Annotated in this window: 21 protein-coding genes and 1 pseudogene; 17 read left to right on the top strand and 5 right to left on the bottom strand. The window is 60.0% G+C overall.

Translation table 11 applies throughout. The annotated features are described in order from the left end of the window. Nucleotides 1-4: 4 nt before the first annotated feature. The 10 genes from phnL to AB8B33_RS23155 all read left to right on the top strand — a co-directional run bounded on the left by phnL (nt 5) and on the right by AB8B33_RS23155 (nt 8,785). Nucleotides 5-715, top strand: coding sequence for a phosphonate C-P lyase system protein PhnL (gene phnL / locus AB8B33_RS23200; protein WP_113320522.1), 711 nt, complete (start codon nt 5-7; stop codon nt 713-715). Further along, complete coding sequence (locus AB8B33_RS23195) at nt 712-1,329, top strand: DapH/DapD/GlmU-related protein (RefSeq protein WP_113320521.1); 618 nt, start codon at nt 712-714, stop codon at nt 1,327-1,329. Before phnL ends, AB8B33_RS23195 begins: the two co-directional genes overlap by 4 nt. A gap of 118 nt (nt 1,330-1,447) precedes the next feature. Beyond that, a complete protein-coding gene (gene phnC / locus AB8B33_RS23190) occupies nt 1,448-2,293 on the top strand; it encodes a phosphonate ABC transporter ATP-binding protein (protein ID WP_439017007.1) in 846 nt (281 codons plus the stop codon). A gap of 87 nt (nt 2,294-2,380) precedes the next feature. Then, nucleotides 2,381-3,289 carry a phosphonate ABC transporter substrate-binding protein gene (phnD, locus tag AB8B33_RS23185; RefSeq protein WP_113320519.1) on the top strand — a complete coding sequence of 303 codons (909 nt, stop codon included), beginning with the start codon at nt 2,381-2,383 and terminating at the stop codon, nt 3,287-3,289. 67 nt (nt 3,290-3,356) lie between these two features. Further along, complete coding sequence (gene phnE, locus AB8B33_RS23180; protein WP_113320518.1) at nt 3,357-4,322, top strand: phosphonate ABC transporter, permease protein PhnE; 966 nt, start codon at nt 3,357-3,359, stop codon at nt 4,320-4,322. 7 nt (nt 4,323-4,329) lie between these two features. Beyond that, on the top strand, nt 4,330-5,676 hold the full coding sequence (gene phnE, locus AB8B33_RS23175; RefSeq protein ID WP_439017006.1) for a phosphonate ABC transporter, permease protein PhnE: 1,347 nt from the start codon (nt 4,330-4,332) through the stop codon (nt 5,674-5,676). 139 nt (nt 5,677-5,815) lie between these two features. Beyond that, complete coding sequence (locus AB8B33_RS23170) at nt 5,816-6,511, top strand: DUF1045 domain-containing protein (RefSeq protein ID WP_113320516.1); 696 nt, start codon at nt 5,816-5,818, stop codon at nt 6,509-6,511. Between the two features lie 13 nt (nt 6,512-6,524). Beyond that, a complete protein-coding gene (locus AB8B33_RS23165; RefSeq protein WP_113181385.1) occupies nt 6,525-7,664 on the top strand; it encodes an alpha-D-ribose 1-methylphosphonate 5-triphosphate diphosphatase in 1,140 nt (379 codons plus the stop codon). A 2-nt stretch (nt 7,665-7,666) separates the two neighbouring features. Then, nucleotides 7,667-8,260 (top strand): phosphonate metabolism protein/1,5-bisphosphokinase (PRPP-forming) PhnN, encoded by a 594-nt coding sequence (gene phnN, locus AB8B33_RS23160; protein ID WP_439017293.1) that lies wholly within the window; start codon nt 7,667-7,669, stop codon nt 8,258-8,260. Between the two features lie 18 nt (nt 8,261-8,278). Then, complete coding sequence (locus tag AB8B33_RS23155) at nt 8,279-8,785, top strand: GrpB family protein (protein ID WP_113320515.1); 507 nt, start codon at nt 8,279-8,281, stop codon at nt 8,783-8,785. Nucleotides 8,786-8,800: 15 nt separating this feature from the next. Here the strand turns inward: AB8B33_RS23155 and AB8B33_RS23150 are convergent, their stop codons facing one another. Next, on the bottom strand, nt 8,801-11,224 hold the full coding sequence (locus AB8B33_RS23150) for a DNA translocase FtsK (RefSeq protein WP_113320514.1): 2,424 nt from the start codon (nt 11,222-11,224) through the stop codon (nt 8,801-8,803). A gap of 275 nt (nt 11,225-11,499) precedes the next feature. Beyond that, nucleotides 11,500-14,499, bottom strand: coding sequence for a DNA polymerase I (polA, locus tag AB8B33_RS23145; RefSeq protein ID WP_113320513.1), 3,000 nt, complete (start codon nt 14,497-14,499; stop codon nt 11,500-11,502). A 424-nt stretch (nt 14,500-14,923) separates the two neighbouring features. Here polA and AB8B33_RS23140 point away from each other — a divergent pair, with 424 nt between their 5' ends. Further along, nucleotides 14,924-15,340, top strand: coding sequence for a MarR family winged helix-turn-helix transcriptional regulator (locus AB8B33_RS23140; RefSeq protein WP_007813909.1), 417 nt, complete (start codon nt 14,924-14,926; stop codon nt 15,338-15,340). Nucleotides 15,341-15,443: 103 nt separating this feature from the next. On the opposite strand, the pseudogene AB8B33_RS23135 reads toward AB8B33_RS23140, so the two are convergent. Then, a pseudogene (locus AB8B33_RS23135) lies at nt 15,444-16,511 on the bottom strand (MHYT domain-containing protein); the annotation flags it as partial. Nucleotides 16,512-16,697: 186 nt separating this feature from the next. On the opposite strand from AB8B33_RS23135, the gene AB8B33_RS23130 reads away from it, so the two are divergent. Continuing rightward, complete coding sequence (locus AB8B33_RS23130; protein ID WP_310379859.1) at nt 16,698-18,086, top strand: dipeptidase; 1,389 nt, start codon at nt 16,698-16,700, stop codon at nt 18,084-18,086. Between the two features lie 575 nt (nt 18,087-18,661). Here AB8B33_RS23130 and AB8B33_RS23125 read toward each other — a convergent pair. Continuing rightward, complete coding sequence (locus AB8B33_RS23125; protein ID WP_007813904.1) at nt 18,662-18,844, bottom strand: hypothetical protein; 183 nt, start codon at nt 18,842-18,844, stop codon at nt 18,662-18,664. A gap of 257 nt (nt 18,845-19,101) precedes the next feature. Here AB8B33_RS23125 and AB8B33_RS23120 point away from each other — a divergent pair, with 257 nt between their 5' ends. From AB8B33_RS23120 to AB8B33_RS23105, 4 genes are all read left to right on the top strand, one after another. Beyond that, nucleotides 19,102-21,411, top strand: a complete 2,310-nt coding sequence (locus tag AB8B33_RS23120) for a transglycosylase domain-containing protein (protein ID WP_439017005.1) — start codon at nt 19,102-19,104, stop codon at nt 21,409-21,411. A 314-nt stretch (nt 21,412-21,725) separates the two neighbouring features. Then, nucleotides 21,726-23,636 (top strand): molecular chaperone DnaK, encoded by a 1,911-nt coding sequence (gene dnaK, locus AB8B33_RS23115; RefSeq protein WP_113320510.1) that lies wholly within the window; start codon nt 21,726-21,728, stop codon nt 23,634-23,636. Nucleotides 23,637-23,718: 82 nt separating this feature from the next. Continuing rightward, a complete protein-coding gene (dnaJ, locus tag AB8B33_RS23110) occupies nt 23,719-24,861 on the top strand; it encodes a molecular chaperone DnaJ (RefSeq protein ID WP_113320509.1) in 1,143 nt (380 codons plus the stop codon). A 207-nt stretch (nt 24,862-25,068) separates the two neighbouring features. Then, entirely contained in the window at nt 25,069-25,275 is a 207-nt protein-coding gene (locus AB8B33_RS23105; RefSeq protein WP_007813896.1) for a hypothetical protein, read from the top strand. Nucleotides 25,276-25,308: 33 nt separating this feature from the next. On the opposite strand, the gene AB8B33_RS23100 is transcribed toward AB8B33_RS23105, so the two are convergent. Next, nucleotides 25,309-25,674, bottom strand: a complete 366-nt coding sequence (locus AB8B33_RS23100; protein WP_007813894.1) for a helix-turn-helix domain-containing protein — start codon at nt 25,672-25,674, stop codon at nt 25,309-25,311. Between the two features lie 277 nt (nt 25,675-25,951). Between AB8B33_RS23100 and AB8B33_RS23095 the strand changes: the two genes are divergently transcribed. After that, nucleotides 25,952-26,152 carry a hypothetical protein gene (locus AB8B33_RS23095; protein WP_113320508.1) on the top strand — a complete coding sequence of 67 codons (201 nt, stop codon included), beginning with the start codon at nt 25,952-25,954 and terminating at the stop codon, nt 26,150-26,152. Nucleotides 26,153-26,249: the final 97 nt, after the last annotated feature.

Raw genomic sequence — 26,249 nt, 5'->3', positions numbered from 1 at the left:
AACCATGGCAACGCCCCTCGTCGTTTCAGAAGTCGCCAAGAGCTTCATCATGCACCTGCGCGACGGCATCAAGCTGCCGGTCGTCTCGGATGTCTCCTTCTCGGTGGCGTCAGGCGAATGTGTCGTGCTCGGCGGCCCGTCGGGCATCGGCAAAAGCTCGCTGCTCAAGATGATCTACGGCAATTATGCCGTCGATACCGGCCAGATCCTCGTCAACCACAAGGGTAAGATCGTCGACCTCGCCGCCGCCGACCCGCGCACCATTCTCGACGTGCGGCGCCAGACGCTCGGCTATGTCAGCCAGTTCCTGCGCACCGTGCCACGCGTTGCGGCGATCGACGTCGTCGCCGAACCGCTGCTCGCTCGTGGCGAAAATGCCGCCAGCGCCAGGGAAAAGGCCGCCGCCCTGCTGGAAAAACTCAACCTGCCGGAAGCGCTCTGGCAGCTGCCGCCCGCCACCTTCTCCGGCGGCGAGCAGCAGCGCGTCAACATTGCCCGCGGCTTCATCACCGATCACACGATCCTGCTGCTCGATGAGCCGACCGCCTCGCTCGACGCGAAGAACCGGGCCGTCGTCGTCGGCATGATCGAGGAAAAGAAGAAGGCGGGTGTCGCCCTGCTCGGCATCTTCCACGATGAGGAAGTGCGCGAGGCAGCCGCCGACCGCATTCTCGACGTTCAGCAATTCTCTCCGCGAAAGGCAATCGCAGCATGAGCCGCAAGCTGGGCATCGAGCCCTATTTCCATGAAACCGCCTCCGTCTCCAATTCGACCTTCGGCCGCTATACGGAAGTCTCCGAGCGCTGCCGCATCAGCGAGGCGGAGTTCGGCGACTATTCCTACATCATGCAGGACGGCTCTGTCTGGTGCGCGACGATCGGCAAGTTCGTCAACATCGCCGCCGCCGTGCGCATCAATGCCACCAACCATCCGACCTGGCGCGCGACGTTGCACCACTTCACCTATCGCGCCGTCGACTACTGGCCGGATGCCGACATGGAGACGGAATTCTTCGAATGGCGCCGCTCCAACCGCGTTGTGATCGGCAATGATGTCTGGATCGGCCACGGCGCCACAATCCTGCCCGGTGTGACTGTCGGGAACGGGGCCGTGATCGGCGCGGGCGCGGTCGTCTCGAAGGATGTCGCTCCCTACACGATCGTTGGCGGCGTGCCGGCCAAGCTCATCCGCGAGCGCTTTCCGAAAGAGGTTGGCGAGCGCATGGACGGGCTTGCCTGGTGGGACTGGGAACACGACCGGCTGCGCGAAGCACTGGCGGATTTCCGGGCGCTCGGGGCCGAAGACTTCCTTTCGCGCTACGGTGGTTGAGCCCAATTTTGCGGTGTGGGGAATTGTGACAGGACTTACACAAAACTGACATGCGAGGTTCATGAAGCGAGACTAATGCGATCCCTGACGCAAGGCTGTAATGCGAAGGAAGAGCATGATGTTCGAACTGAAGAATGTCACACGCCGGTTCGGAAAGAAGCTCGCCGTTGATTCCGTAACGCTGGACATTCCACAGGGCCAGATGGTCGGCATCATCGGCCGTTCGGGCGCCGGCAAGTCCACGCTCCTGCGCATGATCAACCGCCTGCAGGAGCCCTCCTCCGGCACTATCCATTTCGGTGGTGTCGAGGTTTCCGGCCTTCGCGGCCAGGCGTTGCGCAACTGGCAGCGCGACTGCGCGATGATCTTCCAGCAGTTCAATCTCGTGGCGCGTCTCGACGTACTGACCAACGTCATGCTTGGCCGCCTGAACCACCGCTCGACGATCCTTAGCCTCCTCAACGTCTTCAGCCGCGAAGAACGCATCCAGGCGATCGCCGCACTCGAGCGCCTCGGCATCGAACAGACGGCGCTGCAGGCCGCCGGCACGCTTTCGGGCGGCCAGCAGCAGCGCGTGGCGATCGCCCGCGCGCTGATGCAGAATCCGAAGATGGTTCTGGCCGACGAGCCGATCGCTTCGCTCGACCCCTTGAATGCAAAGATCGTCATGGATGCGCTGCGTGACATCAACGAGCGCGAAGGCATCACAGTGATCACCAATCTGCATACGCTCGATACGGCCCGCAACTACTGCGAACGCATCGTCGGCATGGCGGGTGGCCGCGTCGTCTTCGACGGCAAGCCCTCCGAACTGACCACCGAGGCCGTGAAGGAAATCTATGGCACGGACAAGGATGGCGCGGGCATCGACGAAACGATGACGTCGACAGCAATCAACATGGCTCCGGAAGGAGCCGAAAACCAATCCGCCGGCAACCAACCGCTGGCGCTGGCCGGTCTGTGAGAGGGACGGCCGCGATCGAATGCCCTCGTCAAGGGCACATTTCTTCTTAACAAAACGACCGAGCCCCGGTCATTCAGGAGAGAACCCATGTTGAAGAAAGCACTTTTTGCTGCGACGGCGATGCTGTCGCTCGCAGCCGGCGCTGCCAATGCCGCTGACCTCAAGGAATTCCGCATCGGCATTCTCGGCGGCGAAAACGAAACCGACCGCCTGCGCAACTACGCCTGCCTTGCAGACCACCTGAAACAGGAATTCGGCTTCGAGAAGGTTTCGCTCTTCCCGGCTGCTGACTACGACGGCGTTATCCAGGGTCTCCTCGGCGGCACGCTCGACTTCGCTGAACTCGGCGCTTCCGGCTACGCAGCTGTTTACATCAAGGACGCCAAGGCTGTTACGCCGATCCTGACGACGCAGCAGAAGGATGGCTCCACGGGTTACTACTCGATCGGTCTCGCTCTGAAGTCCTCCGGCATCAAGACGATCAAGGACGCCAAGGGCAAGAAGCTCGGCTACGCCGATCCGGACTCCACCTCGGGCTACCTCGTTCCGCTGACGCAGATCCCGAAGGACACGGGCATGCCGAACGACAAGTTCTTCTCTTCCACGCAGTTCAACGGCGGCCACGAGAACAACCTTCTCGCTGCTTATGATGGCAAGGTCGACGTTGCTGTTGACGACTCTTCGGGCATCGGCGATTTCAAGGACGGCTACACCTCCGGTACCTTCCGCAAGGAAGTCGACAAGGGCGCCGTCGACCCGAACAAGCTGGTTGAAGTATGGCGTTCGCCGCTGATCCCGAACGGCCCGCTCGTCGTTCGCAACGCTCTCGGCGAAGAATGGCAGAAGAAGCTCACCACCTTCTTCACCGCTCTGCCGGAGAAGGACCACAAGTGCTTCGCAGCTATCGAAGGCGGCGACTACAAGGGCTACTCCCCGGTCAAGCACGACTTCTACAACGCCGTTGTAGAAGTTCGTAAGGCTGCCATCGGCGGCTAATTGCGCCATTCGTATACGGGGCGGCCGGCAACGGCCGCCCTTTTTCTTGTGACCAGGCGAGGCGCTCATGACTATTGCCGATACACAACCGCATGTGCCGATGCAGAGCACGAAGGATATCGCCACCGCTTGGGACAAGATGATCGCCAGGCGGCGCTTCTACACCATCCTCGGTCTGGTCATCCTGTTCGCGGCCTTCGTAAGCTCCGTGCGTTTTGCCGACGAAAGCAATGCCGGTCACTTCTTCGACCGCCTTCCGCACCTTTTCGACTTCCTGAGCTGGCTGATCCCGAAGGACTGGGCCGACGTCTGGCGCGCGCTTTTCGACATAGCGAGCCCGAACGACAAGGGCGGCGAAGAATTCAACTTCTTCAAGGGCCGCGTCTACGTCTGGGGCGATTTCTATATTCCCGAATATTTCGAGCTGATGATCATCACGATCAATATCGCGCTCGTCTCGACCATCATCGCCTTCATCTTCGCGGTTCCGCTCAGCTTCTTTGCAGCGCGCAATCTGACGAAGAACTGGCCGCTGCGCATCTTTACCAAGCGCCTCATGGAATTTCTGCGCGCTTTTCCCGAGATCGTCATCGCCGGCCTGTTTTCGGCAATCCTGTCGATCGGTCCGGTAGCCGCCATCATCGCGATCACGCTCCATACGATCGGCGCACTCGGCAAGCTCTTCTACGAAGTCGCCGAGAATATCGACATGAAACCGGACGAAGGCATGAGGGCCGTCGGCGCGAACTGGATAGAGCGCGTGCGTTTCGCCGCGCTGCCGCAGGTCATGCCGAACTATGCGTCCTACGCGCTGCTGCGCCTTGAGATCAACGTGCGCGCATCCACCATCATCGGCGCCGTCGGCGGCGGCGGTATCGGTGAAGAGCTCAAGCTCTCCATTTCCCGCGGCTTCGGTGCCAAGACCGTGGCGCTGGTGCTGTTGCTCTTCGTGACGATCGTCGCGGTCGACCAGTTCTCCGCCTGGCTGCGCCGCCGGCTCGTCGGCGAACACGCCTTCCTCCTGCAACATTGAGGCCGCCATGACGGTAATCGACGCAAACCGCATGCATGAGATCGAAACGCGCTACCCGGAATATTTCCACCGGTCCTTTCGCCAGCGTTTCGGTGGCCTGCTGATCGTTCTCGCGACGATCCTCTACGGCAGCTACGCCGTCTGGTTCTTCGACCTGCCGAAAGTCATCGCCGAAGCCCATTGGGAACGCTTCGGCATCTATATGAGCCAGTGGATCAGCTACGATGTGCAGCCGGAATTCCGTCTCGAGGATGATGGCACGATCCAGACACGTTACCCGCGCTTTTCGCCGCTTGGCGACGATCCGCATCCGGACTGGGTGAAGGCCAATGCCGATGGCAGCATCACGGTTCTCGTCAGCGGCAGCGGCCGCACGGTGACCGTCAGCAAGAGCCAGACGGTGATCACAGCCCATGGCGTCACGGTGCCGGTCGACGTTACCAGTGGCGCGCCGAAGGTTGTAGGTCCGGTTCCGAACTGGATGACGGTCTATGACGATAACGTGCTCGCCAATCTTGGCTTTGCCGGCGATGTCAGCATCTCGGTCGATCGCGTGAAGGTGCGCAAGCGCTTCATCGGCTGGGCGAACTTTGTCTTCGACACGCAGTCGCCCTTTTTCGACAAGCCGGCAAGCGAAGTCATCAGCCTTATCGTTTCCGGCCCGCGCATCCATCCCGACCAGTCGAACCTGTCACTCGCCTTCGATAGCATCTGGAACAACAGCGAATGGCAGCATGGCGACGTCTGGACCAAGCTCTTCCAGACCATCGTGATGGCCTTCCTCGGCACGCTGCTCGGCTCGCTCGCGGCCTTCCCGCTCGCCTTCATGGCGGCGCGTAACATCACGCCGAACAGGTTCCTCAATCAGGCTCTGAAACGCTCCTTTGATTTCCTGCGCTCGGTCGACATGCTGATCTGGGCGCTCTTCCTGACGCGCGCCTTCGGTCCGGGTCCGCTTGCCGGTTCCGGCGCCATCTTCCTCACGGAGACCGGCACGCTTGGAAAGCTCTATTCGGAAGGCCTTGAGAACATCGACAACAAGCCGCGTGAAGGCGTGAAGTCGACAGGCGCCTCGACCGTACTCGTTCATCGGTACGGCATCATGCCGCAGATCGTTCCTGTTATCGTCAGCCAGACACTCTACCAGTGGGAATCGAACGTGCGCGGCGCAACGATCATTGGCGCCGTCGGCGCCGGCGGTATCGGTCTCAAGCTCTGGGAGGCCATGCGCACCAACTCCAACTGGGAAAATGTCGCCTACATGGTCATCCTGATCCTGATCGTCGTCTTCCTGTTCGACGCCGCATCGAACGCGCTGCGCCATCGCCTGATGGGCACCCAGGCCGGTCATTGAGCCCAAGTAAAAGATGATGACGGCCCTGCCGTCATCATCATTCTGTCATGGAAATCTTTTAGCCGGAGCGTGCTTGCGGTTCGCCGCCAAATCACTGCACATTGCCCTCCCCGTTCGGACGATCTCCAGGATAAAAGCCTTGCGCTACGCTCTCTATTTTTCGCCGTCCAAGGATGATCCCCTGACGGATGCGGCCTCCGTCTGGCTCGGCCGTGATGCCTTTACCGGCGAGGCCTATCCTGCACCCGAATACGAGACATTGCCGGCTGGCGAACAATTCGAATTGACAGCGGATCCGCGCCGCTATGGCTTCCATGCGACGATCAAGGCGCCCTTCGAGCTTGCCTCCACCGTGACCGAAAAGGACCTGATGGCGGTCGTCGAAGATTTCGCCGCCAACACGCCGGCCTTTGAAATCCCGGAGCTGGTGCTCGGCCAGCTCGGTCGCTTCTTTGCTCTTGTGCCAGGTTCGCTGCACCAACCGCTTCAGGATTTCGCGGCAAAGGTGGTAAAGTCTTTCGAACCATTCCGGGCGGCACTTTCCGAGGCCGATATTATCAGGCGCAAACCGGAAAGGCTCTCTGAGAGCCAGCGCAATAATCTCATGCGCTGGGGCTATCCATATGTCATGGATGACTTCGGCTTCCACATGACGTTAACCGGCCAGGTGCCGGAAGAGCGCGCGGAAGTGATGAGGGCGATCCTGACGGAGCGTTTCGCAGCTTTTACCGGCAGGCCGCTTCGCATTTCCGGCCTTGCCGTCTTTAGCGAGGAGGCGCGCGGCGCGCCTTTCAAAGTCCACACATGGCTGCCTCTTGCTGGCGCCAAAAGCTGAAAGATTTTCTGACATGAGCAAAGAAACCGTTCTTTCAAACGCCCGTATCGTTCTCGAGGACGATATTCTTTCGGGCTCTATCCTGATCCGCGACGGCAAGATCGCCGATATTTCGGAAGGCAATTCGGTAGCCGGCGAAGACTTTGAGGGCGACTACATCATTCCCGGTCTCGTCGAGCTGCACACGGACCATCTGGAAGGCCACTATTCGCCGCGTCCGGGCATCCGCTGGAACAAGACGGCGGCCATCCAGGCCCATGATGCGCAGATCGTCACCTCGGGCATCACCACGGTCTTCGACTGCCTGCGCATGGGTGCTGACGAAGACGGCGGCTTCGAGCACGGCGAAATGCGCGAGATGGCCGATGCCATTCAGTCCGCCGAAAAGGAAGGGCGCCTGCGTGCCGAGCATCTCATCCATCTGCGTTGCGAGGTTTCAGCCGACAACGTGCTGCAGCACTTCGCCGATTTTGAAAACGACCCTTATGTTCGTCTCGTCTCGCTGATGGACCATGCGCCCGGCCAGCGCCAGTTCCAGACAATGGACCAGTACATCTTTTACTATCAGAAGAAGCGCGGTCTTTCCGATGAGGAGTTCGCCCGCTTCTGCGCCAGACGCATCGCCGAGTCCGATCGCAATTCGACACCAAATCGCGACGCGATCTCCAAGGTCTGCGCCGAACGCGGCATCACAGTTGCGAGCCATGACGACGCCACATCTTCCCATGTCGACGAGGCGATTGAAAACGGCGTTCGCCTGGCCGAATTCCCGACCAGCATAGACGCAGCCCGGCTGTCGCATGAAAACGGCATGAGCGTTCTGATGGGCGCGCCGAACATCGTGCGCGGCAAATCGCACTCCGGCAATATCGCCGCGCGTGATCTGGCGCAGCTCGGTGTTCTCGACGTGCTTTCATCCGACTATGTGCCGCTCAGCCTGCTGCATGCGCCTTTCATCCTTGCCGACGAAGTTGAGGGCATTACGTTGTCGAAGGCAATTGCAATGGTGACGGCAACGCCAGCACGCACCGTCAGCCTCAACGATCGCGGCCGCATCGAAACCGGCCTGCGTGCCGATCTTGTCCGCGTCCACCGCTCGCATGGCGTGCCGGTGACCCGTTCCGTCTGGCGTGAAGGACGCCGTGTCGCATGATGATGTCACACGAACCCCATCCGGGCGCCGGTGCCGAGCGCGGCATCATGGTCGTCGTCGTCGGTCCGAGCGGGGCTGGCAAAGACACGCTGATGAACCTTGCGGCCCGGCATTTCGATCGCCGGGAAGACGTGCATTTTGCCCGCCGCATCATCACCCGTGACGGCGCTGCCGGCGGAGAAGAGCATCTCGCCGTTTCGGATGCCGGATTCGCATCGATGGAGCAGGCCGGCGCCTTTGCCGTCTGGTGGGAGGCGCATGGTCTCAAATACGCCATCCCGGGGGAGGTTTCCGTAGCACTTTCCAAGGGCCACATTGTCGTTGCGAATGGTTCACGTTCGGCGCTGCACCGTTTCCAAGCCGCCTTTCCGCGGCTGAAGGTCATCAATGTGACGGCTCGCCCGGAAGTGCTGGCCAGCCGCCTGGAAGCGCGCGGCCGCGAGACGCATGAGGACATCATGGCCCGCCTCGCCCGCGGCCCGCTGACGGTGCGTGGCGACTACGATGTCGTGGAGCTCGACAACAGTGACTCGCTGGAAGAGGCCGAGCGCAAGATGATCGACATCCTGGATGGTTTCCTGAAGGAAATCGTCTGAACGAGACAGGAAACGAGAATGGCCATTCGTGTCGTCGACTATGACCCGGAATGGCCGTCTCTCTTCCGTCAGATCGTCGGCGAGCTTGAGCCGTTTCTTGCCGATCTCTTTCCCGTCTTTCATCACGTCGGCAGCACATCCGTCCCAGGACTGGCGGCCAAGCCGAAGATCGATCTGCATGCCGCTTTTGTGCATGCGGATGCGCTTCCCGAGGCGATCGAACGTGTGCAATCGCTCGGCACCTACACCTTCCATGGCGACAAGTACCAGCAGCAGACCTGGACATTCACCAGCGGCAAGGGCTCGTACGGCGCGCGGCTTTATCTCTGCACGACGGATAATGCCGTGCTGGGAGACCGGATCGCTTTTCGGGACTATCTGCGCTCACATCCGGGAAGAGCAGAGGCCTATGCCGCCCTTAAGATGAAGCTCATGGGCGAGGCAAATGACGATTGGGATTATTATACCGGCGGCAAGCGTGACTTCGTGCTCGAGACGCTGCGGCTGGCCTCCGAGGAAGGATAACCAGCCGCGATCCGATTATTCGCCGTCGCCGCGCCCCGAGACAATTTCACGCTTGCCGACATGGTTTGCCGGGCCGACCAGCCCTTCCTTCTCCATGCGCTCGACGAGCGAGGCAGCGCGGTTATAGCCGATGCCGAGGCGGCGCTGGATATAGGAGGTCGAGCACTTCTTGTCGCGCATGACGACCTTGACGGCCTGCTGGTAGAGCTCGTCGCCATCCTCGGCGCCCATGGCGCTCTTGTCGAAGACGGCGCCGTCCTCTTCATCCTCGGCTTCTTCTTCCTCGCCGGCCGTGACCGTATCGAGATATTCCGGCCGGCCCTGCGTCTTCAGGTGTGCCACGACCTTTTCGACCTCCGCGTCGGAAACGAAGGGGCCGTGGACACGGGAGATGCGGCCGCCGCCCTGCATATGCAGCATGTCGCCCTGGCCGAGCAGCTGTTCAGCGCCCTGTTCGCCGAGGATCGTGCGGCTGTCGATCTTCGAGGTCACCTGGAAGGAAATGCGGGTCGGGAAGTTCGCCTTGATCGTGCCGGTAATGACATCGACCGATGGACGCTGGGTTGCCATGATGAGATGGATGCCGGCGGCACGCGCCATCTGCGCCAGACGCTGGATCGCCCCTTCGATCTCCTTGCCGGCGACCATCATCAGGTCGGCCATTTCGTCGACGATGACGACGATATAGGGCATCGGCGCGAGATCCAGCTCCTGCTGCTCCTCGATCGGCGCACCCGTCTGCCGGTCGAAGCCAACCTGGACCATGATATGGATGGTCTCGCCCTTTTCGCGGGCCTGGGAGACGCGGCCATTATAGCCGTCGATATTGCGCACGCCGAGGCGCGACATTTTGCGATACCGCTCTTCCATCTCGCGCACCGCCCATTTCAGCGCCATCACGGCTTTCTTGGGATCGGTAACGACGGGCGTCAGCAGGTGCGGAATGCCGTCATAGACGGAGAGTTCCAGCATCTTGGGATCGACCATGATGAGGCGGCACTGCTCCGGCGTCATGCGGTAGAGCAGCGACAGGATCATCGTGTTGATGGCAACGGATTTGCCCGAGCCGGTGGTACCTGCGACGAGCAGATGCGGCATCTTGGCAAGCTCGGCGATCACGGGTTCGCCGCCGATCGTCTTGCCGAGGCCGAGCGCCAGCTTGTAGCCGCTCTTATCGAAATCGTCGCTCTCGATCATCTCGCGGAAATAGACGGTTTCACGTGTCGCATTTGGTAGTTCGATGCCGATGACGTTGCGGCCGGGAACGACAGCAACACGGGCAGACAGCGCCGACATGGAGCGGGCGATATCATCGGCAAGGCCGATGACGCGGGATGATTTTACACCCGGCGCCGGCTCAAATTCATAGAGTGTGACGACCGGGCCGGGGCGGACATGGATGATCTCGCCCTTGATGCCGAAATCTTCCAGCACGCTTTCCAAGAGGCCGGCATTCTGCTCGAGCGTTTCCTGCGACATGATCTCGCCGAGCCGCTCCGGCGGCTCCTGCAACAGGGCGCGCGGCGGGAATTCGTAGCCCGATGCATCGACCTTCTCGACGATCATGCGGGCCGGACGAACCGGGGACAGTGCAGGTGCGGCGATTTCGACACGCGACGCGGGCCGGACATCCGCCGGTGCCTGATTCGACTGAACCACAGGCGGCTGAATTACTGGTGCTTGGACTACTGGAGCCTGAGCTGCTGGAGCCTGAGCTGCTGAGGCCTGAACTATCGGAGCCTGAGCGACCGGAGTTGGGGCGACCGGAGCCTGGGCAGCACGTACAGCCGGAGGACGTGCGGGGCGGGCTGGCGCGGGTGTGACAGGCAGCGTTGCGCGCGGTGCCACCGGCGCCGGATTATGCCGGCCCGGGCGCCATTCCATGATGCGGAAGCGCGAGGTGATCGATTCGGGTTCGGCCTGCTGCAATGCGATGACCGGGGTACGCGACGGACTGACATCTGCCTCCTCGAAGGCCATGACTTCCCAGAAGGCGAAATCCGAAATGGAGGAAAGCTCTGTTGCTGCGCGTAGCGTGGTTTCGACGGGAACTGCGACAACGGGCTGCGGCTGAGGTTCCGGCTGCGGCGCGGCGATCGGTTCGGCCACTTCGGGCAGATAGATATCGAAGGGTACGTTCACCGTGATCGGCGCGCGCATCTGCGGTGCTGCTAAGGGTTGCGGCGCTGCTACGGCCTGCGGGGGAGGCACAACGATTTCCTCACGACCTGGCTCTTCCGGCGCGCGGCGCTTGCTGATCAGCGTTTCCGGCGTGCGGGTGAAGCGGACGTTCGGGGCGAGCGAGAAATTGCTCTGCCAGAGCGGCGGCACCGGCTTTTCGCCCTCATATTCCACGGGTGCATTTTCCACGGGATGTTCAGCTTCAAGTCCGGAAGAGAAATCTCCGGCATCCGTCAAATTGGTTCTAGGAAAACGCATGCGACAGTTACTCACTCACGCTTGGTAAATTCTGACATCCTTCCGGATAGGAAATGAAGGTTAATAAGTTCCTTCCAGCCGTCTCGTTCCGGGACGACCAAAAAGACGAAACCTCATTGGTTTCAGAGATTTGACTCTTCAGGAAAAATCTTTGGGGTAATCTGACGAAGCGCCTAAAGCGCGTCGCGATCTTTCAGATTCGCTTGCCGCACTTTAGGCTTTCGTTTTCGTATGTCGTTACCGCAAAACCGTTACACACTTTTGCGCGACATGCTTTAGTGAGCTTCGTCCCAATTGGTGGCGGCGCGTGCGTCGACGCGAAGCGGCACACGCATTTCCAGCGCCGGCGAGGTGGCGTTTTCCATGACCGAGACGATGATCGGCATCGCCTGTTGGACATCCTCGTCTTCGACCTCGAAGATCAATTCATCGTGCACCTGCAAGAGCATGCGGGCCCGATCGGCAAGGCCGGCCTCGGCAAGCGCCGGCTCGATCTTGATCATGGCGCGGCGGATGACATCGGCGGCCGAGCCCTGGATCGGCGCATTGATGGCAGCACGTTCGTTGAAGGCGCGGACGGAAGGATTCGACGAGCGGATTTCCGGATAATTGATTCGGCGACCGAAGATCGTTTCGACATAGCCCTTGTCACGGGCCATCTGCTTGCGGCTTTCCATGTAATCGCGGATGCCGGGGAAGCGTTCGAAATATTTCTTGATGTAGTCGCCGGCTTCCGAACGCTCGATGGAAAGCTGGTTGGCAAGGCCGAAGGCGGAAATGCCGTAGATGATGCCGAAGTTGATGGCCTTGGCGCGGCGGCGCACTTCGCCCGGCATGCCCTCGACCGGCACGCCGAACATTTCGGAAGCGGTCATCGCATGGATGTCGATGCCGTCTTCGAAGGCGCGCACGAGCTGCGGGATTTCGGCGACATGGGCAAGCACGCGCAGCTCGATCTGGCTATAGTCGGCCGAGATCAGCTTGTGACCCGGCGACGAAATGAAGGCGGTGCGGATCTTGCGGCCTTCGGCGGTGCGCACCGGAATGTTCTGAAGGTTCGGCTCCGAGGAAGAAAGACGGCCTGTTGTCGTCGATGCCAGCGAATAGGAGGTGTGCACCCGCTTCGTTTCCGGATGGATGTAACCCGGAAGCGCATCCGTGTAGGTAGACTTCAGCTTGGTGAGCTGGCGCCAGTCGACGATCTTGCGGGGCAGCTCGAAGCCGGCTGCCGCCAGGTCTTCCAGCACGCTTGCCGAGGTCGACCACTGGCCGGTCTTGGTCTTGGTGCCACCGGCAAGACCCATCTTGCCGAACAGGATGTCGCCAAGCTGCTTGGGAGAGCCGATATTGAACCTCTCGCCGGCAAGCTGATAGATTTCATCCTCGTATCTGGCTGCACCCTGGGCCAGTTCGCCCGAGAGGCGCGAAAGGATCTGTCGGTCGACCGTGATGCCGCGCGCTTCCATCCGAGCCAGAACCGGCAGGAGCGGACGTTCGAGGCGCTCATAGACGCGCGTCAGCTGGGTGGCGGCAAGGCGCGGCTTCAGCACCATCCAGAGACGCAGCGTCACTTCGGCGTCTTCGGCGGCATAGTGTGTCGCGCGCTCGATATCGACGAGGTCGAAGGTAACGTTCGACTTGCCGGAGCCGGCGACATCCTTGTAGGCGATCGGCGTGTGGCCGAGGAACTTTTCCGACAGCGGGTCCATGCCATGCGCGCCGGTGCCGGCATCGAGCACGTAGGATATCAGCATCGTATCGTCGAAACTCTTCGTCTCGATGCCGTAACGCTTCATCAGCAGGTAGTCATACTTCAGGTTCTGCGCCACCTTGAGGATCGATTCATCCTCCAGCAGCGCCTTCAGCCGCGACAGCGCATCGCCCATCGGGATCTGGTTGTCGGCGAGACCGCCACCGAGCAGATCACCGACACCCGTCTTGTGGTTGATGGGCACATAGGCAGCACGGATCCGCGTGCCGGTCGGATCGGCGGTGTTGTCGGCAATCGCCAGCGAGAAACCGACGAGCTCGGCCTGCATGGCGTCGAGCGAGGTCGTTTCCGTATCGAAGGCGACGAGGCCGGTATCCCTGGCATCGGCGATCCATTGGTCGAGGGTCGCAAGGTCGCGGATCGTCACATAGGAGGAATGGTCGAACGGCAGGCTCGCAAAGGCCTCCGCACGTGCCTTGGCAAGATCCGCAGGCGCAAACGTGCCTTCGACCGCGGTCTTCGCTTTCGCGCGCGGCGGAACGGCGACGGCTTCCCCACCTATGTCAGGCACAGCGCCGGCGACAGGCTTCGGCTCCTCGGCGTCGAGATCCGGGCCATGCGCATCCGCACCCCATTCGATCTTCACGAAGGCTGGCTCGATCTCACTGGCATCGCAATTGCAGAATTCCGCGACACGACGCGTCAGCGTCGTGAACTCCATGGTCTTCAGGAAACCGATCAGCTTGGGGCCATTCTGTGGTTCCAGGACGAGCGCGTCGAGATCGAGTTCCAGCGGTACGTCGGTGCGAAGCCGCACCAGCTCGCGGGAGAGCTTTGCCTTGTCGATGTTTTCGAGAATGGTCAGGCGGCGCTTTTCCTGCTTGATCTCATGGGCACGCTCGAGAAGCGTATCGAGATCGCCATATTCAGCGAGAAGCTGGGCGGCCGTCTTCGGGCCTATGCCGGGGATGCCGGGAACATTGTCGACGGAATCGCCGGTCATCGCCTGCAGGTCGATCATCTTTTCCGGCGGCACACCCCATTTCTCGATGACATCGGGGATGCTGATCTGCTTGTCCTTCATGCTGTCGTACATGTGGACATTCGAGGTGACGAGCTGCATCAGATCCTTGTCGGAGGAGACGATCGTCACATCGGCGCCGACAGCTTCGGCCTCGCGGGCATAGGTCGCGATAATATCGTCGGCCTCGAAACCTTCCGTCTCGATGCAAGGCAGATTGAAAGCGCGCGTCGCTTCGCGGATCAGGCCGAACTGCGGCACCAGCTCTTCGGGCGGCGCCGAACGGTTCGCCTTATAGGCGTCATAGAGATCCTTGCGGAAGGTCTTCGACGAGTAGTCGAAAATGACGGCAAGATGGGTGGGCGTGGCAGCCACATCGGTACCGCGTGCATCTCTCAGCAGCTTCCAAAGCATGTTGCAGAAACCGGAGACGGCGCCGACCGGCAGGCCGTCGGATTTGCGTGTCAGCGGGGGCAAAGCGTGAAAGGCCCGGAAGATGAAACCCGAACCGTCGATAAGGAAGAGGTGATCGCCTTTTTTCATGGCAGCATGGATAGCGCGGCGGCCTTTCAAGGTCCATATAAACTTGGGTGCGCAAAAAGATTCCGCCTCACCAAACTGTTACCAATTTGTAATAGGCGGTTTTTTCTCTTTCCCTTGAAAAACCACATTCTCAATCACAAATCACACCTACCGGCGTTTGATCGCGCCGCGGGTCTGATAGCCGGCTTGTCCCCCGCCGCGTCAGGCTTGGACAAAGGCCTCATCCCCCTCTCCGGGCCTTTGTCCCCATTTTCAAGCCGCCATGGCCATCCTCCAGGCCATGGCGGCTTTGTTTTTCAGCCAGGCGCTTCACCTCTCGAAAATTTAAGAGCTTGCCGCATATGTTTTGATGGATCGTATGCGATTTGTTGCATTGTCTACTGCACGATTTTGAGCCTAATTTACAATCATGGGATTTAATCGAATGGATTCCGGTGCCTACCTTGCCAGCCAGCTGGCCAAGGGTTTTGCCCGCTCGCTACATCAGCGCGCGGCAGGACTCGGTTTTTCTCCCGGCCAGTTCCCCATACTTCTGGAACTTTGGGCCGAAGACGGGCTCACCCAGAAGCAGCTTCTGGAGCGCGTCGATATCGAACAAGCGACGATGGCCAACACGCTCTCCCGCATGGTGCGCGACGGGCTGATCGAGCGGCGCCCACACCCAACCGACAAACGCGCCCAACTGATCTTCCTCTCCGAGAAAGCCAAGGCGATGGAGGCTGAGGCCATCGATACGGCACGCGAGGCCGATCTTGCGCTCTTCAAGGGCTTTCGAGTCTTCGAGCGGGAGCTGATGCTCGAATATATCCGGCGCCTCATCAACAACGCCAAGGCACTCTGAATCGCTCTGGGGCGGCGCGGTTGCGCTTGAGCTTTATTACCTTGGCCTCGGCATGCCGAAAATCTGCGCCCACTCTAGCTCAGCGACCTGCAGAGCCTGGCGAAACATCATGATGGGCGAGATGCTCGCTCATCTCTTCGGCGCGCCTGTGCTGGGTGAGGTCACGAACGACGAGAACATCGCAATGGCGCCCGCGATAGACGATCCGCCGCGTGACGACCTCGACACGGATCTCCCTCTCGTCCTTGGCAATCAGCAGCATTTCCCGCTGATCACTCTCCTGCCCAACATGGATGAGAGCCAGGACGGCAGAGGGAATGTTGCCAGTGAGTTCCGCAAGCTTCCAGCCAGACAGGGTCAGGAAGCGCTCATTGGTGTCGATGATCCTGCCTTCGCGCAGGATGACGAGGCCCTCCTGCGAAACGTTGGCAAGGCCGCGAAGATCGGTCAGATGGCTTTCGAGGAAGACTGCGCCGAAGGCCATGAGGATGAGGCCGGTTGCGACAACCATGACGATCACCGCAAGAACCTCGGGCTGGAGCGCCATCGCCGGCACCTCGCGCGTTGGGTCGGGCACCAGCGTAATGCTGCTCATCGAGATGAAATGCAGCGTGCAGATCGCCAGCACAAAGGCGCCGGAGGAGGCGGCGAAGCGTTTCATGCCTTTCAACTGGAAGAAGACGAGGAAGGCTACCGTCGCCAGAACCGCGCAGGAGCAGAAAGCAACGACCGACGTGAAGGCATCATAGACGATGACGGCCGGGGCCTCGATCGCCTGCATGCCAGTCATATGCATGGCCGTGATGCCAAGCGCCATCAGCAAGCCACTAAAAGCAAGGGAATAGCCGGTCCTGCCCTCCGACGCGATCAGTATGGCCACCCAGGAGCCGAAAATCGACAGGAATACCGAGAGAAAGGTAAGGCGCAGATCGTAGCTGATCGGCATGCCGCCATCATAAGCGAGCATCGCGATGAAATGCGTTGCCCATACACCCACGCCGCAGGCAAAGGCTGACGTGCCGATCCAGAGCTTTCGCTGGCCGACATCGCATTCCTGGGCACGGAAAAGAAGGAGCATGGTCGTCAGGCTGCCAACGAGGCAGACGATCACAGCGGCAACGACCAGCCGCCAGTCATGATTATCCCTGATGCAGGCAATAACCGAGAACATTCGCCACCTCGAAAGTCGACCTCTGCACGATGTTATTTAGATTGTGCTAAATAACCGTAAATTGCATTTAATGTCACTACTTTATCTATTGTAGCATTTGGTGCCAACATAACATCTTGAAATTTGACGCTCGAAACCGCAGCCGATTGGGTCTATCGTCCGGCCGAATTTCAGAAGGAGTCGGAAATGACCGAACTAAATCCCATCCTTGCGCGTGCCGACAAGAATCTCGATTCAAGCCTCGAAAAGCTGTTCGAGCTCTTGCGCATCAAGTCGATCTCGACCGATCCGGCCTATAAGGCCGAATGCCGCAAGGCAGCCGAGTGGCTGGTAGCCTATCTCAAGACGCTTGGCTTTGATGCCTCGGTTCGCGACACGCCCGGCCACCCTATGGTGGTCGCCCATCACGAAGGTGCCTCGGCTGATGCGCCCCACGTCTTGTTCTACGGTCACTATGACGTGCAGCCGGTCGATCCGATCGAGCTCTGGGAAAACGACCCCTTCGATCCGGCCATCAAGGATGCCGGCAACGGCCGCAAGATCCTGACCGGCCGCGGCACGGCCGACGACAAGGGCCAGCTGATGACCTTCGTCGAGGCCTGCCGCGCCTATAAGGAGATCAACGGCGCGCTTCCCTGCCGCGTCACCATCCTTTTCGAAGGCGAGGAAGAGTCCGGATCGCCGTCGCTGAAGCCGTTCCTCGAAGCCAATGCCACTGAGCTCAAGGCCGATTACGCCCTCGTCTGCGACACGAGCATGTGGGATCGCGATACGCCGGCAATCGCGGCTGCTCTTCGCGGCCTTGTCGGTGAAGAAATCGTGGTGACGGCCGCCGACCGCGACCTGCATTCCGGCCTGTTCGGCGGTGCCGCCGCCAACCCGATCCATATTCTCGTGGAAGCGCTTGCCGGCCTGCATGACGAGACCGGCCGCATTACACTTAAAGGCTTCTACGACGGTGTGGAGGAAACGCCCGCCAACATCAAGGCATCCTGGGAGGCGCTCGGCAAGTCAGCGGAAAACTTCCTCGGCGAAGTCGGCCTCTCCATTCCCTCGGGCGAAAAGGGCCGCTCGGTCCTGGAACTCACCTGGGCGCGCCCGACAGCCGAGGTCAACGGCATCTGGGGCGGCTATACCGGTGAAGGCTTCAAGACTGTCATTGCCGCAAAGGCATCGGCGAAAGTCTCCTTTCGCCTCGTCGGTACGCAGGATCCGGCAGCGATCCGTGAAAGCTTCCGCAACTACGTTCGCTCGAAGATCCCGGCCGACTGCTCGGTCGAGTTCCATCCGCATGGCGCCTCGCCGGCCATTCATCTTTCCTATGACTCGCCTGTTCTGACCAAGGCGCGCAACGCGCTTTCCGATGAATGGCCAAAGCCTGCCATTGTCATCGGCATGGGTGGCTCGATCCCGATCGTCGGAGATTTTCAGAAAATGCTCGGCATGGAATCCCTGCTCGTCGGCTTCGGCCTCTCCGACGACCGTATCCATTCACCGAACGAAAAGTACGAGCTCGCCTCCTACCACAAGGGCATCCGCTCCTGGGTGCGCATCCTTGCCGCACTGAAGGCTTGAAATAAAAAAGGCGTGCCCGCGGTCTGCGCGGCACGCCATCCGAAATCTGCAAACAAAAAGGCCGGGGCAAACCGGCCTTCCGTTATCCGCCTCATCTCGGTGCCAGTACATCCGTGGTCAAAGGAGAAGCGGATAGTGCACAGCCAGAGTGATCCCGAAAGGTTTACTGCCGGTAAACGGCTAGTTCAACCAGATCGCGGAAACGATGCGACGATAACGCGCACAACATCTCCGGGCTGCGATTTCTGAAACCTTATATCGGAAGCCGCCTTTCACATTTCAAGGCCTCGTGAAAAACCTTGATCGCCGTTCAAGCTGCGCTCATCCTGAGCGCTGCCATAAGTCTTTGAAAAACAATCTAAAATCTGAACGACGCGACCGCTGGCGCCGCGGGCCGGATTATTATTATCGCGAGCGCGGGCCTTATCGCCCCTAAAGAAAAGGACCCGACGTATCTGGTGATACGCCGGGCCTGATATCGATCGGCACGTGTTGAGGGGAGACGGCCGATCTGAGCGGGACGTGAGGGGTATGTCCCGCTCTCGATAAAACTGCTGCAAAGCCTATTGGTTCCCTCACCAGCCGGAAGATGTGCGACGCTGGGTCGCCAGCAGATCACGCATCTCTGCATAAGGGCCAAGCAGCATCTTCAACCGGCTCTCCTCCACCCTGTCGAGGCGATAATGCTGCGCAAAGGCATGCACGCTCCAGACTTCGCGGAGGCGAGCTTCGTCCATCTTGTCGGGATCGATCGTCATTTTCTGCCTGATATTGCGCCCTGCTTCTTGGGAGAAGCGAAGTCGCGGCGATATATGTCAGTTTTGTGACGCCCACAATGAATGGCAGCCATGCGGGGAAATCACGGCTGGCTGACGGAGAAAATGCAGGCAGGGAGAGTACTTGGCCGTATTGGTATTGTTCTTAACAGCCCGTTAATTCGCCGCATTTACAATTCAATCGGATAAAACCGTTGCCTGGGGGCGCGGTCTTAGAGCAAGGGTTCAGCCGCTCCACGATGGTAGCCAGACGCAGATCAGACGACAGGATCGAACCGTCCTTCAACGGCCGTGGCGGCCGCGAGGAGGATGACGAATTTGCGCTCGATGCCGACGACCGCATCGACGGGCGGCACGGCTCCAAGCGTCCATCGCGATCGCCCGCTCCCCGCCGCGTACCGGCAAAACGTCGTCCCGAGCCGCGCGAGCGTGAAGGCGGTGGTCTGTTCGCGTTCCTGCGCAGGGTCGTCTACTGGTGTATCGTGCTTGGCATCTGGGCCGGCATCGGTGTTGCCGGCCTCGTATTCTATTATGGTTCGCGCATGCCGAGCGCCAGCACCTGGGCAATCCCGGAACGGCCGCCAAACGTCAAGATCACCGCCGTAGACGGCAGCGCGATCGCCAACCGCGGTGCGACCGGCGGCGAGGCGTTGTCGCTGGATAATATGTCGCCCTATATTCCAGAAGCGATCATCGCCATCGAAGACCGACGCTTCTATTCGCATTTCGGCGTCGATCCGTTCGGGCTGGCGCGTGCCTTCGTCAACAATGCGACCGGCCAGCCGATCCAGGGCGGTTCGACGCTGACGCAGCAGCTCGCCAAGAACCTGTTCCTCTCGCCCGAGCGCACGCTGGAGCGCAAGGTGCAGGAGGTGCTGCTCTCCTTCTGGCTGGAGCAGAAATACACCAAGGACCAGATCCTTGCGATGTATCTGAACCGCGTCTATTTCGGCTCGAATGCCTATGGCGTGGAAGCGGCCGCCCGCCGCTATTTCAACAAGTCGGCGCGCGATGTGAACCTCGGCGAAGCGGCACTGCTTGCGGGCCTCGTGAAAGCGCCGTCGCGCCTTTCGCCGGCCCGTGATCCGGACGCCGCAAATGCCCGCGCGCAGATCGTGCTGCAGGCGATGCGCGACCAGGGCTATATCAGCGACGGCGAGATCAAGACGGCAATGTCACAGACGCCGGCTTCTGCCCGCAGCTACTGGTCGGGCGCCGGACAATATGTCGCCGATATGGTGATGGACGAGCTGCAGGGGCTGGTCGGCGACGTGAAGGAAGACGTCATCGTCGATACGACCATCGACAAGAACCTCGAAAAGAAGGCCGAGCAGTCGCTGGTCGATGTGCTCGACAAGGAAGGCGGCAAGTTCGACGCGTCGCAGGCCGCCCTCGTCTCGATCGACGGTACGGGCGCGATCCGTGCGCTTGTCGGGGGCAGGGATTACGCGACGAGCCAGTTCAACCGCGCCGTCAAGGCCAAACGCCAGCCGGGCTCCTCCTTCAAGCCATTCGTCTATGCAGCCGCGCTCGAAAAGGGCCTGACGCCGGATTCCGTTTTCAACGACGCGCCGATCCGCATCGGCAACTGGACACCGGAGAATTACGAGAAGAAATATAATGGCGAAGTGACGCTCCGCACTGCGCTCGCAAAGTCGCTCAATACGGTGGCCGCCCAGCTTGTGATGTATGACGGCCCGGATCAGGTGATCAAACTCGCCCACCGCCTTGGTATCGAATCAGACCTGCAGCCCAATGCCTCGATCGCGCTCGGCACCTCGGAAGTGTCACTGATGGAGCTGACGGCCTCCTATGCAGCCTTCATGAACGGTGGCTACAAGGCAACCCCGCATGTGATCCGCCGGGTGACCACCACCGAAGGCAAGGTGCTGTACGAGAATACCTACGACAATCCGCCGCGCGTGCTTTCCGAGCAGATCGTCGCCGAAATGAACATGATGATGATGGGCGTCATCAACGGCGGTACAGGCTCGAGCGCCAAGCTTCCCGGCTGGCAGGCAGCAGGCAAGACCGGTACGACGCAGAATTCGCGCGATGCGCTGTTTGTCGGCTTCACCAGCAATCTGACGACGGGCGTGTGGTTCGGCAATGACGATGGCACGCCGATGAAGAAGGTGACCGGCGGCGGGCTCCCGGCCAAGGCCTGGAAGGAATTCATGGTCGCCGCGCATAAGGGGCTTTCGCCGGCACCGCTTTTCGGCATGGGCCAGACATTCTCCGACCCTGGAACCGATCCCGCCAACGGCCAGCCGATGGCGCAGGCGCAGCCGGCGCCCGAGCAGCCGTCTACGGTTGGAAGCATCATTTCCGGTGTCTTCGGCGGCAATGCCGACCTGAACCGCTATCCGCCGGCACCCGGACAGCGGCAGACGGCGATGCCGGTGAATGGCGGCCCTGTGCCGCCCGCCGATGTCGCCGGCGGCGGTTACGACGACATGGTGCCGCCCGGGGATGTCGGCGGACCGCAGGCAACATCAGGGGCGCAGCCACGTCGCACGACCCTGCTCGATCTCATCATGGGGCAATAGGAGACAGCAGACAGTATTGAGACCGGATAAGACGCCTTGCGGGAGCACGTCCCGCGCAAGGCTCGGCATGCAAGATTTGCACGGTTTGAAGGTGCAAAGCAGACCCTTTTCCGGCTACTGTAAAAATTGAAGGCAACACATTCGTTTTGCTGGATTCCAGGCCATTTCTCGCCTTGCAGTCCAGAAAACCGCTCCTTATATACGCCGCATCACCGCAATCACGATTGCGTAATCTTAGTAGACCCATCCCGTAAGGGGCTGTCAGGGAAATGCCTTACCGGGGTTCCGACAGCTTGCTTCAAGGAGAGAATGACATGGCAAAAGTAATTGGTATCGACCTTGGAACGACAAATTCCTGCGTCGCGGTCATGGACGGCAAGGACGCAAAGGTCATCGAGAACGCGGAAGGCGCGCGTACGACCCCTTCCATGGTGGCATTTTCCGATGATGGCGAACGCCTCGTCGGCCAGCCGGCAAAGCGCCAGGCGGTCACCAACCCCACGAATACCCTCTTCGCCGTAAAGCGCCTCATCGGCCGCCGTTACGAAGATCCGACCGTCGAGAAGGACAAGCACCTCGTTCCCTTCACGATCGTCAAGGGCGACAATGGCGACGCCTGGGTCGAAGCCAACGGCAAGGGCTACTCGCCCGCACAGATTTCCGCGATGATCCTTCAGAAGATGAAGGAAACCGCCGAATCCTACCTCGGTGAAAAGGTCGAAAAGGCCGTCATCACCGTTCCTGCATATTTCAACGACGCGCAGCGCCAGGCAACCAAGGATGCCGGCCGCATCGCCGGCCTTGAAGTGCTCCGCATCATCAACGAGCCGACCGCTGCAGCACTTGCCTACGGCCTCGACAAGAAGGACGGCAAGACGATCGCCGTCTACGACCTTGGCGGCGGCACCTTCGACATCTCGATCCTCGAGATCGGCGACGGCGTCTTCGAAGTGAAGTCCACCAATGGTGATACGTTCCTCGGCGGTGAAGACTTCGACATGCGTCTCGTCGAATATCTCGTTGCCGAGTTCAAGAAGGACAACGGCATCGACCTGAAGAACGACAAGCTCGCCCTGCAGCGCCTCAAGGAAGCTGCTGAAAAGGCAAAGATCGAGCTATCCTCTTCGCAGCAGACCGAAATCAACCTGCCGTTTATCACGGCTGATGCTTCCGGCCCGAAGCATCTGACGCTGAAGCTGACCCGCGCCAAGCTCGAAAGCCTGGTCGACGATCTCGTTCAGCGTACGATCGCTCCGTGCAAGGCAGCCCTCAAGGATGCCGGCGTTACCGCAGCCGAAATCGATGAAGTCGTTCTCGTCGGCGGCATGAGCCGCATGCCGAAGGTACAGGAAGTCGTCAAGCAGCTGTTCGGCAAGGAACCGCATAAGGGCGTCAACCCGGATGAAGTCGTCGCTCTCGGCGCTGCCATCCAGGCCGGCGTTCTCCAGGGCGACGTCAAGGACGTTCTGCTTCTCGACGTAACCCCGCTGTCTCTCGGCATCGAAACGCTCGGCGGCGTCTTCACCCGCCTGATCGAACGCAATACGACGATCCCGACGAAGAAGAGCCAGACCTTCTCGACCGCCGACGACAACCAGCAGGCCGTCACCATCCGCGTCTCGCAGGGCGAGCGTGAAATGGCTGCCGACAACAAGCTGCTCGGCCAGTTCGACCTCGTTGGCCTGCCGCCGGCACCGCGCGGCGTTCCGCAGATCGAAGTCACCTTCGACATCGACGCGAACGGCATCGTGCAGGTTTCGGCCAAGGACAAGGGCACCGGTAAGGAACAGCAGATCCGCATCCAGGCCTCCGGTGGTCTTTCCGACGCCGACATCGAAAAGATGGTCAAGGACGCTGAATCGCATGCTGCCGAAGACAAGAAGCGCCGCGAAGGTGTGGAAGCCAAGAACCAGGCCGAAAGCCTGATCCACTCCACGGAAAAGTCGCTCAAGGACTACGGCGACAAGGTTTCCGAAGCCGACCGCACTGCAATCTCCGATGCGATTGCCGCTCTGAAGTCTGCGACTGAAGCAACCGATGCCGACGCTGAAGACATCAAGGCCAAGACCCAGACGCTCATGGAAGTTTCCATGAAGCTCGGCCAGGCGATCTATGAAGCCCAGCAGACCGAAGGCGGCGCGACCGACGCTTCGGCTGAGGATGACAATGTCGTCGATGCCGACTACGAAGAAGTCAAGGACGACGACCGCAAGAAGTCCGCTTAATCGGCGGACTGGCGGCCTACGCTAGACGATAGACATCCGGCTGCTCACCATGGCAGCCGGAAATCCATTTCCGGGGCTTAAATTGGCAAAAGCGGACTTTTACGAAACTCTGGGTGTAGCCAAGACGGCGGATGAAAAAGAGCTGAAAAGCGCCTTCCGCAAGCTGGCGATGAAATTCCATCCGGACAAGAACCCGGATGACAAAGACGCCGAACGCAAGTTCAAGGAAATCAACGAAGCCTACGAGACGCTGAAGGACCCGCAAAAGCGCGCGGCCTACGATCGCTATGGCCATGCGGCCTTCGAACATGGCGGCATGGGCGGTCCCGGTGGCTTCGGCGGTGGCGCCGGATTTGCCGGTGGCGGCTTCTCCGACATCTTCGAAGACATTTTCGGCGAGATGATGGGCGGGGGCCGCGGACGGCAGCGCTCTTCGGGCGGTCGCGAACGCGGCGCTGATCTTCGCTACAATATGGAAATCTCGCTGGAAGAGGCCTTCTCCGGCAAGACGGCACAAATCCGCGTTCCGACGTCGATTACCTGCGACGTCTGTTCCGGTTCCGGCGCAAAACCGGGCACGCAACCGAAGACGTGCGGCACCTGTCAGGGCTCGGGCCGTGTCCGCGCCGCACAGGGCTTCTTCTCGATCGAGCGCACCTGCCCGACCTGTCATGGCCGCGGCCAGATCATTCCCGATCCGTGCCCGAAGTGCCACGGCCAGGGCCGTGTGACCGAAGAGCGTTCGCTTTCGGTCAACATCCCAGCCGGTATCGAGGATGGCACCCGCATTCGCCTGCAGGGCGAAGGTGAAGCAGGTGCTCGCGGTGGCCCGGCGGGCGATCTCTATATCTTCCTGTCGGTGAAACCGCATGAGTTCTACCAGCGCGACGGAGCCGATCTCTATTGCGCTGTGCCGATCTCCATGACTACGGCGGCACTCGGCGGCACCTTCGATGTAGCGACGCTCGACGGCACCAAGTCGCGCGTCACCGTTCCCGAAGGCACGCAGGCCGGCAAGCAATTCCGCCTGAAGGGCAAGGGCATGCCGGTGCTGCGTTCCAGCCAGACGGGCGATCTCTACATCCAGATCCAGATCGAGACGCCGCAGAAGCTTTCCAAGCGGCAACGCGAGCTTCTGCAGGAATTCGAGCAACTCTCCTCCAAGGAGAACAATCCGGAATCGACGGGCTTCTTTGCCCGGATGAAGGAATTCTTCGAGGGCTAAGCTCGATATCCTTCAAGGTTACAAAAGCCGGAGGTTCCGCCTCCGGCTTTTTTCATGCGCGCTCCAATTCGGGACAGCTGTTTCAAGTCGGGACGCAGATCGAAATGCAGATGTCTTGTGTTAACGCACAGATCCGATGACGCTTGCAAGTTACTGAAATCCATACTGTCTTTGGCCCGCAATCCGGGACTAACAGAGGGTATCTCCATGTCGGCAACGAACTTTTCAAATTGTCTGTCCGAAGATGTCGATGCGTTGGCAGGTGCGCTCTATTCGTGGTGCGCCGAACGCAACATCAAGCTTCGCAGCCAGCAGGGCCTTTCGATCGCCAGCATCGCGATCGACCTTTATCACGCCGGCCATCAGACGCAGGATGCCCTGCTCGTCGCGCTGCACGAGCGCGAGCTTCACTGAAATCCCGTCGATTTCAAGGATACATGCGACGCATCAAGCGGCGTTTTCGGTTGCCTGACCGCACATGAGGTTGAGGATCGTCTTGACCGCCTGCTTGCCCGCAATCGAGCTCAACCTGTCAAAACTGACCGCCAGTTCATAGGCCTCAGGGCTCAGCTCGACGCGGTTGGTAAACTGCGAAATTCCCGTACCTTCAAATAGCTCGGAAATATCGACCCCCAGGAAGACCGCTATCTGATGCAGCTTGCTGGCAGAGACGCGGTTCGTCCCCTTCTCGTATTTCTGTATCTGCTGGAATGTAAGGCCAAGCGCTTCGCCGAGCTCCAGCTGAGAAACACGTCGGCGGGCGCGAAGCTGTCTCACGTTGCTGCCGACAATGATATCAATCGGATCTGGCACTGCTGCACTCTCTCCCGGTAAACCCTTCATTTACCATATAGCGTCAGCTGAATATCTCAACCCGCAAGTTGCAAATTTCAACCGACTTTTTTTGGGCATTACGCTGCCCAAATAACTGTTCGCTGCACGTATTTACAACTTCTAATTATTGTTTGATGACCTGGCGGCGATGTCGCGAAAAGTTGAACACCCTGTAGTTGACTTCATTGCATGGGACGATAGTTACTCGCGCCGGAACCCCTATAGTACCAGTCAGACAAGAGGCTTCGAATACTGCATGACATCCGCTCCCACCGGGAAATCTGGTGCCGACAGTATCGTCATCGATATGCGCCGCCAGAAACTGACGATGATGATCGATTCATTGAAATCGCTGCGCGGTTCGATCGAAGACCGGCCGGATCTCCTCTATTGGATCGAAAAGGCGATTGCGGAGGCCGAGGCACAGCTCGAGCCGCCCACCCCTCGCAGGCATTGACAGCCGAAACGGCTCTCAGCCTTGATATCCCTGACGCTTCGGCTTAGAGCCTTTTCTAGTCAGATTGATTCATTCTGACTAGGAAAGGCTCTCACTG

Source organism: Rhizobium sp. 768_B6_N1_8, from assembly GCF_051811225.1.
Taxonomy (GTDB): domain Bacteria; phylum Pseudomonadota; class Alphaproteobacteria; order Rhizobiales; family Rhizobiaceae; genus Rhizobium.
Note: the sequence above shows the minus strand (reverse complement) of the source record. Positions and strands in the feature narration are given on the sequence as shown.

Coding starts and splice junctions, on each gene's coding strand:
- AB8B33_RS23140 (WP_007813909.1), top strand. CDS start 14,924: ATGGATTCCGGTGCCTACCTTGCCAGCCAGCTGGCCAAGGGTTTTGCC.
- AB8B33_RS23155 (WP_113320515.1), top strand. CDS start 8,279: ATGGCCATTCGTGTCGTCGACTATGACCCGGAATGGCCGTCTCTCTTC.
- phnE (WP_113320518.1), top strand. CDS start 3,357: ATGACTATTGCCGATACACAACCGCATGTGCCGATGCAGAGCACGAAG.
- polA (WP_113320513.1), bottom strand. CDS start 14,499: ATGAAAAAAGGCGATCACCTCTTCCTTATCGACGGTTCGGGTTTCATC.
- dnaK (WP_113320510.1), top strand. CDS start 21,726: ATGGCAAAAGTAATTGGTATCGACCTTGGAACGACAAATTCCTGCGTC.
- phnC (WP_439017007.1), top strand. CDS start 1,448: ATGTTCGAACTGAAGAATGTCACACGCCGGTTCGGAAAGAAGCTCGCC.
- AB8B33_RS23120 (WP_439017005.1), top strand. CDS start 19,102: ATGGTAGCCAGACGCAGATCAGACGACAGGATCGAACCGTCCTTCAAC.
- AB8B33_RS23105 (WP_007813896.1), top strand. CDS start 25,069: ATGTCGGCAACGAACTTTTCAAATTGTCTGTCCGAAGATGTCGATGCG.
- AB8B33_RS23195 (WP_113320521.1), top strand. CDS start 712: ATGAGCCGCAAGCTGGGCATCGAGCCCTATTTCCATGAAACCGCCTCC.
- phnN (WP_439017293.1), top strand. CDS start 7,667: ATGTCACACGAACCCCATCCGGGCGCCGGTGCCGAGCGCGGCATCATG.
- AB8B33_RS23095 (WP_113320508.1), top strand. CDS start 25,952: ATGACATCCGCTCCCACCGGGAAATCTGGTGCCGACAGTATCGTCATC.
- phnL (WP_113320522.1), top strand. CDS start 5: ATGGCAACGCCCCTCGTCGTTTCAGAAGTCGCCAAGAGCTTCATCATG.
- AB8B33_RS23130 (WP_310379859.1), top strand. CDS start 16,698: ATGACCGAACTAAATCCCATCCTTGCGCGTGCCGACAAGAATCTCGAT.
- AB8B33_RS23125 (WP_007813904.1), bottom strand. CDS start 18,844: ATGACGATCGATCCCGACAAGATGGACGAAGCTCGCCTCCGCGAAGTC.
- AB8B33_RS23150 (WP_113320514.1), bottom strand. CDS start 11,224: ATGCGTTTTCCTAGAACCAATTTGACGGATGCCGGAGATTTCTCTTCC.
- AB8B33_RS23165 (WP_113181385.1), top strand. CDS start 6,525: ATGAGCAAAGAAACCGTTCTTTCAAACGCCCGTATCGTTCTCGAGGAC.
- phnE (WP_439017006.1), top strand. CDS start 4,330: ATGACGGTAATCGACGCAAACCGCATGCATGAGATCGAAACGCGCTAC.
- phnD (WP_113320519.1), top strand. CDS start 2,381: ATGTTGAAGAAAGCACTTTTTGCTGCGACGGCGATGCTGTCGCTCGCA.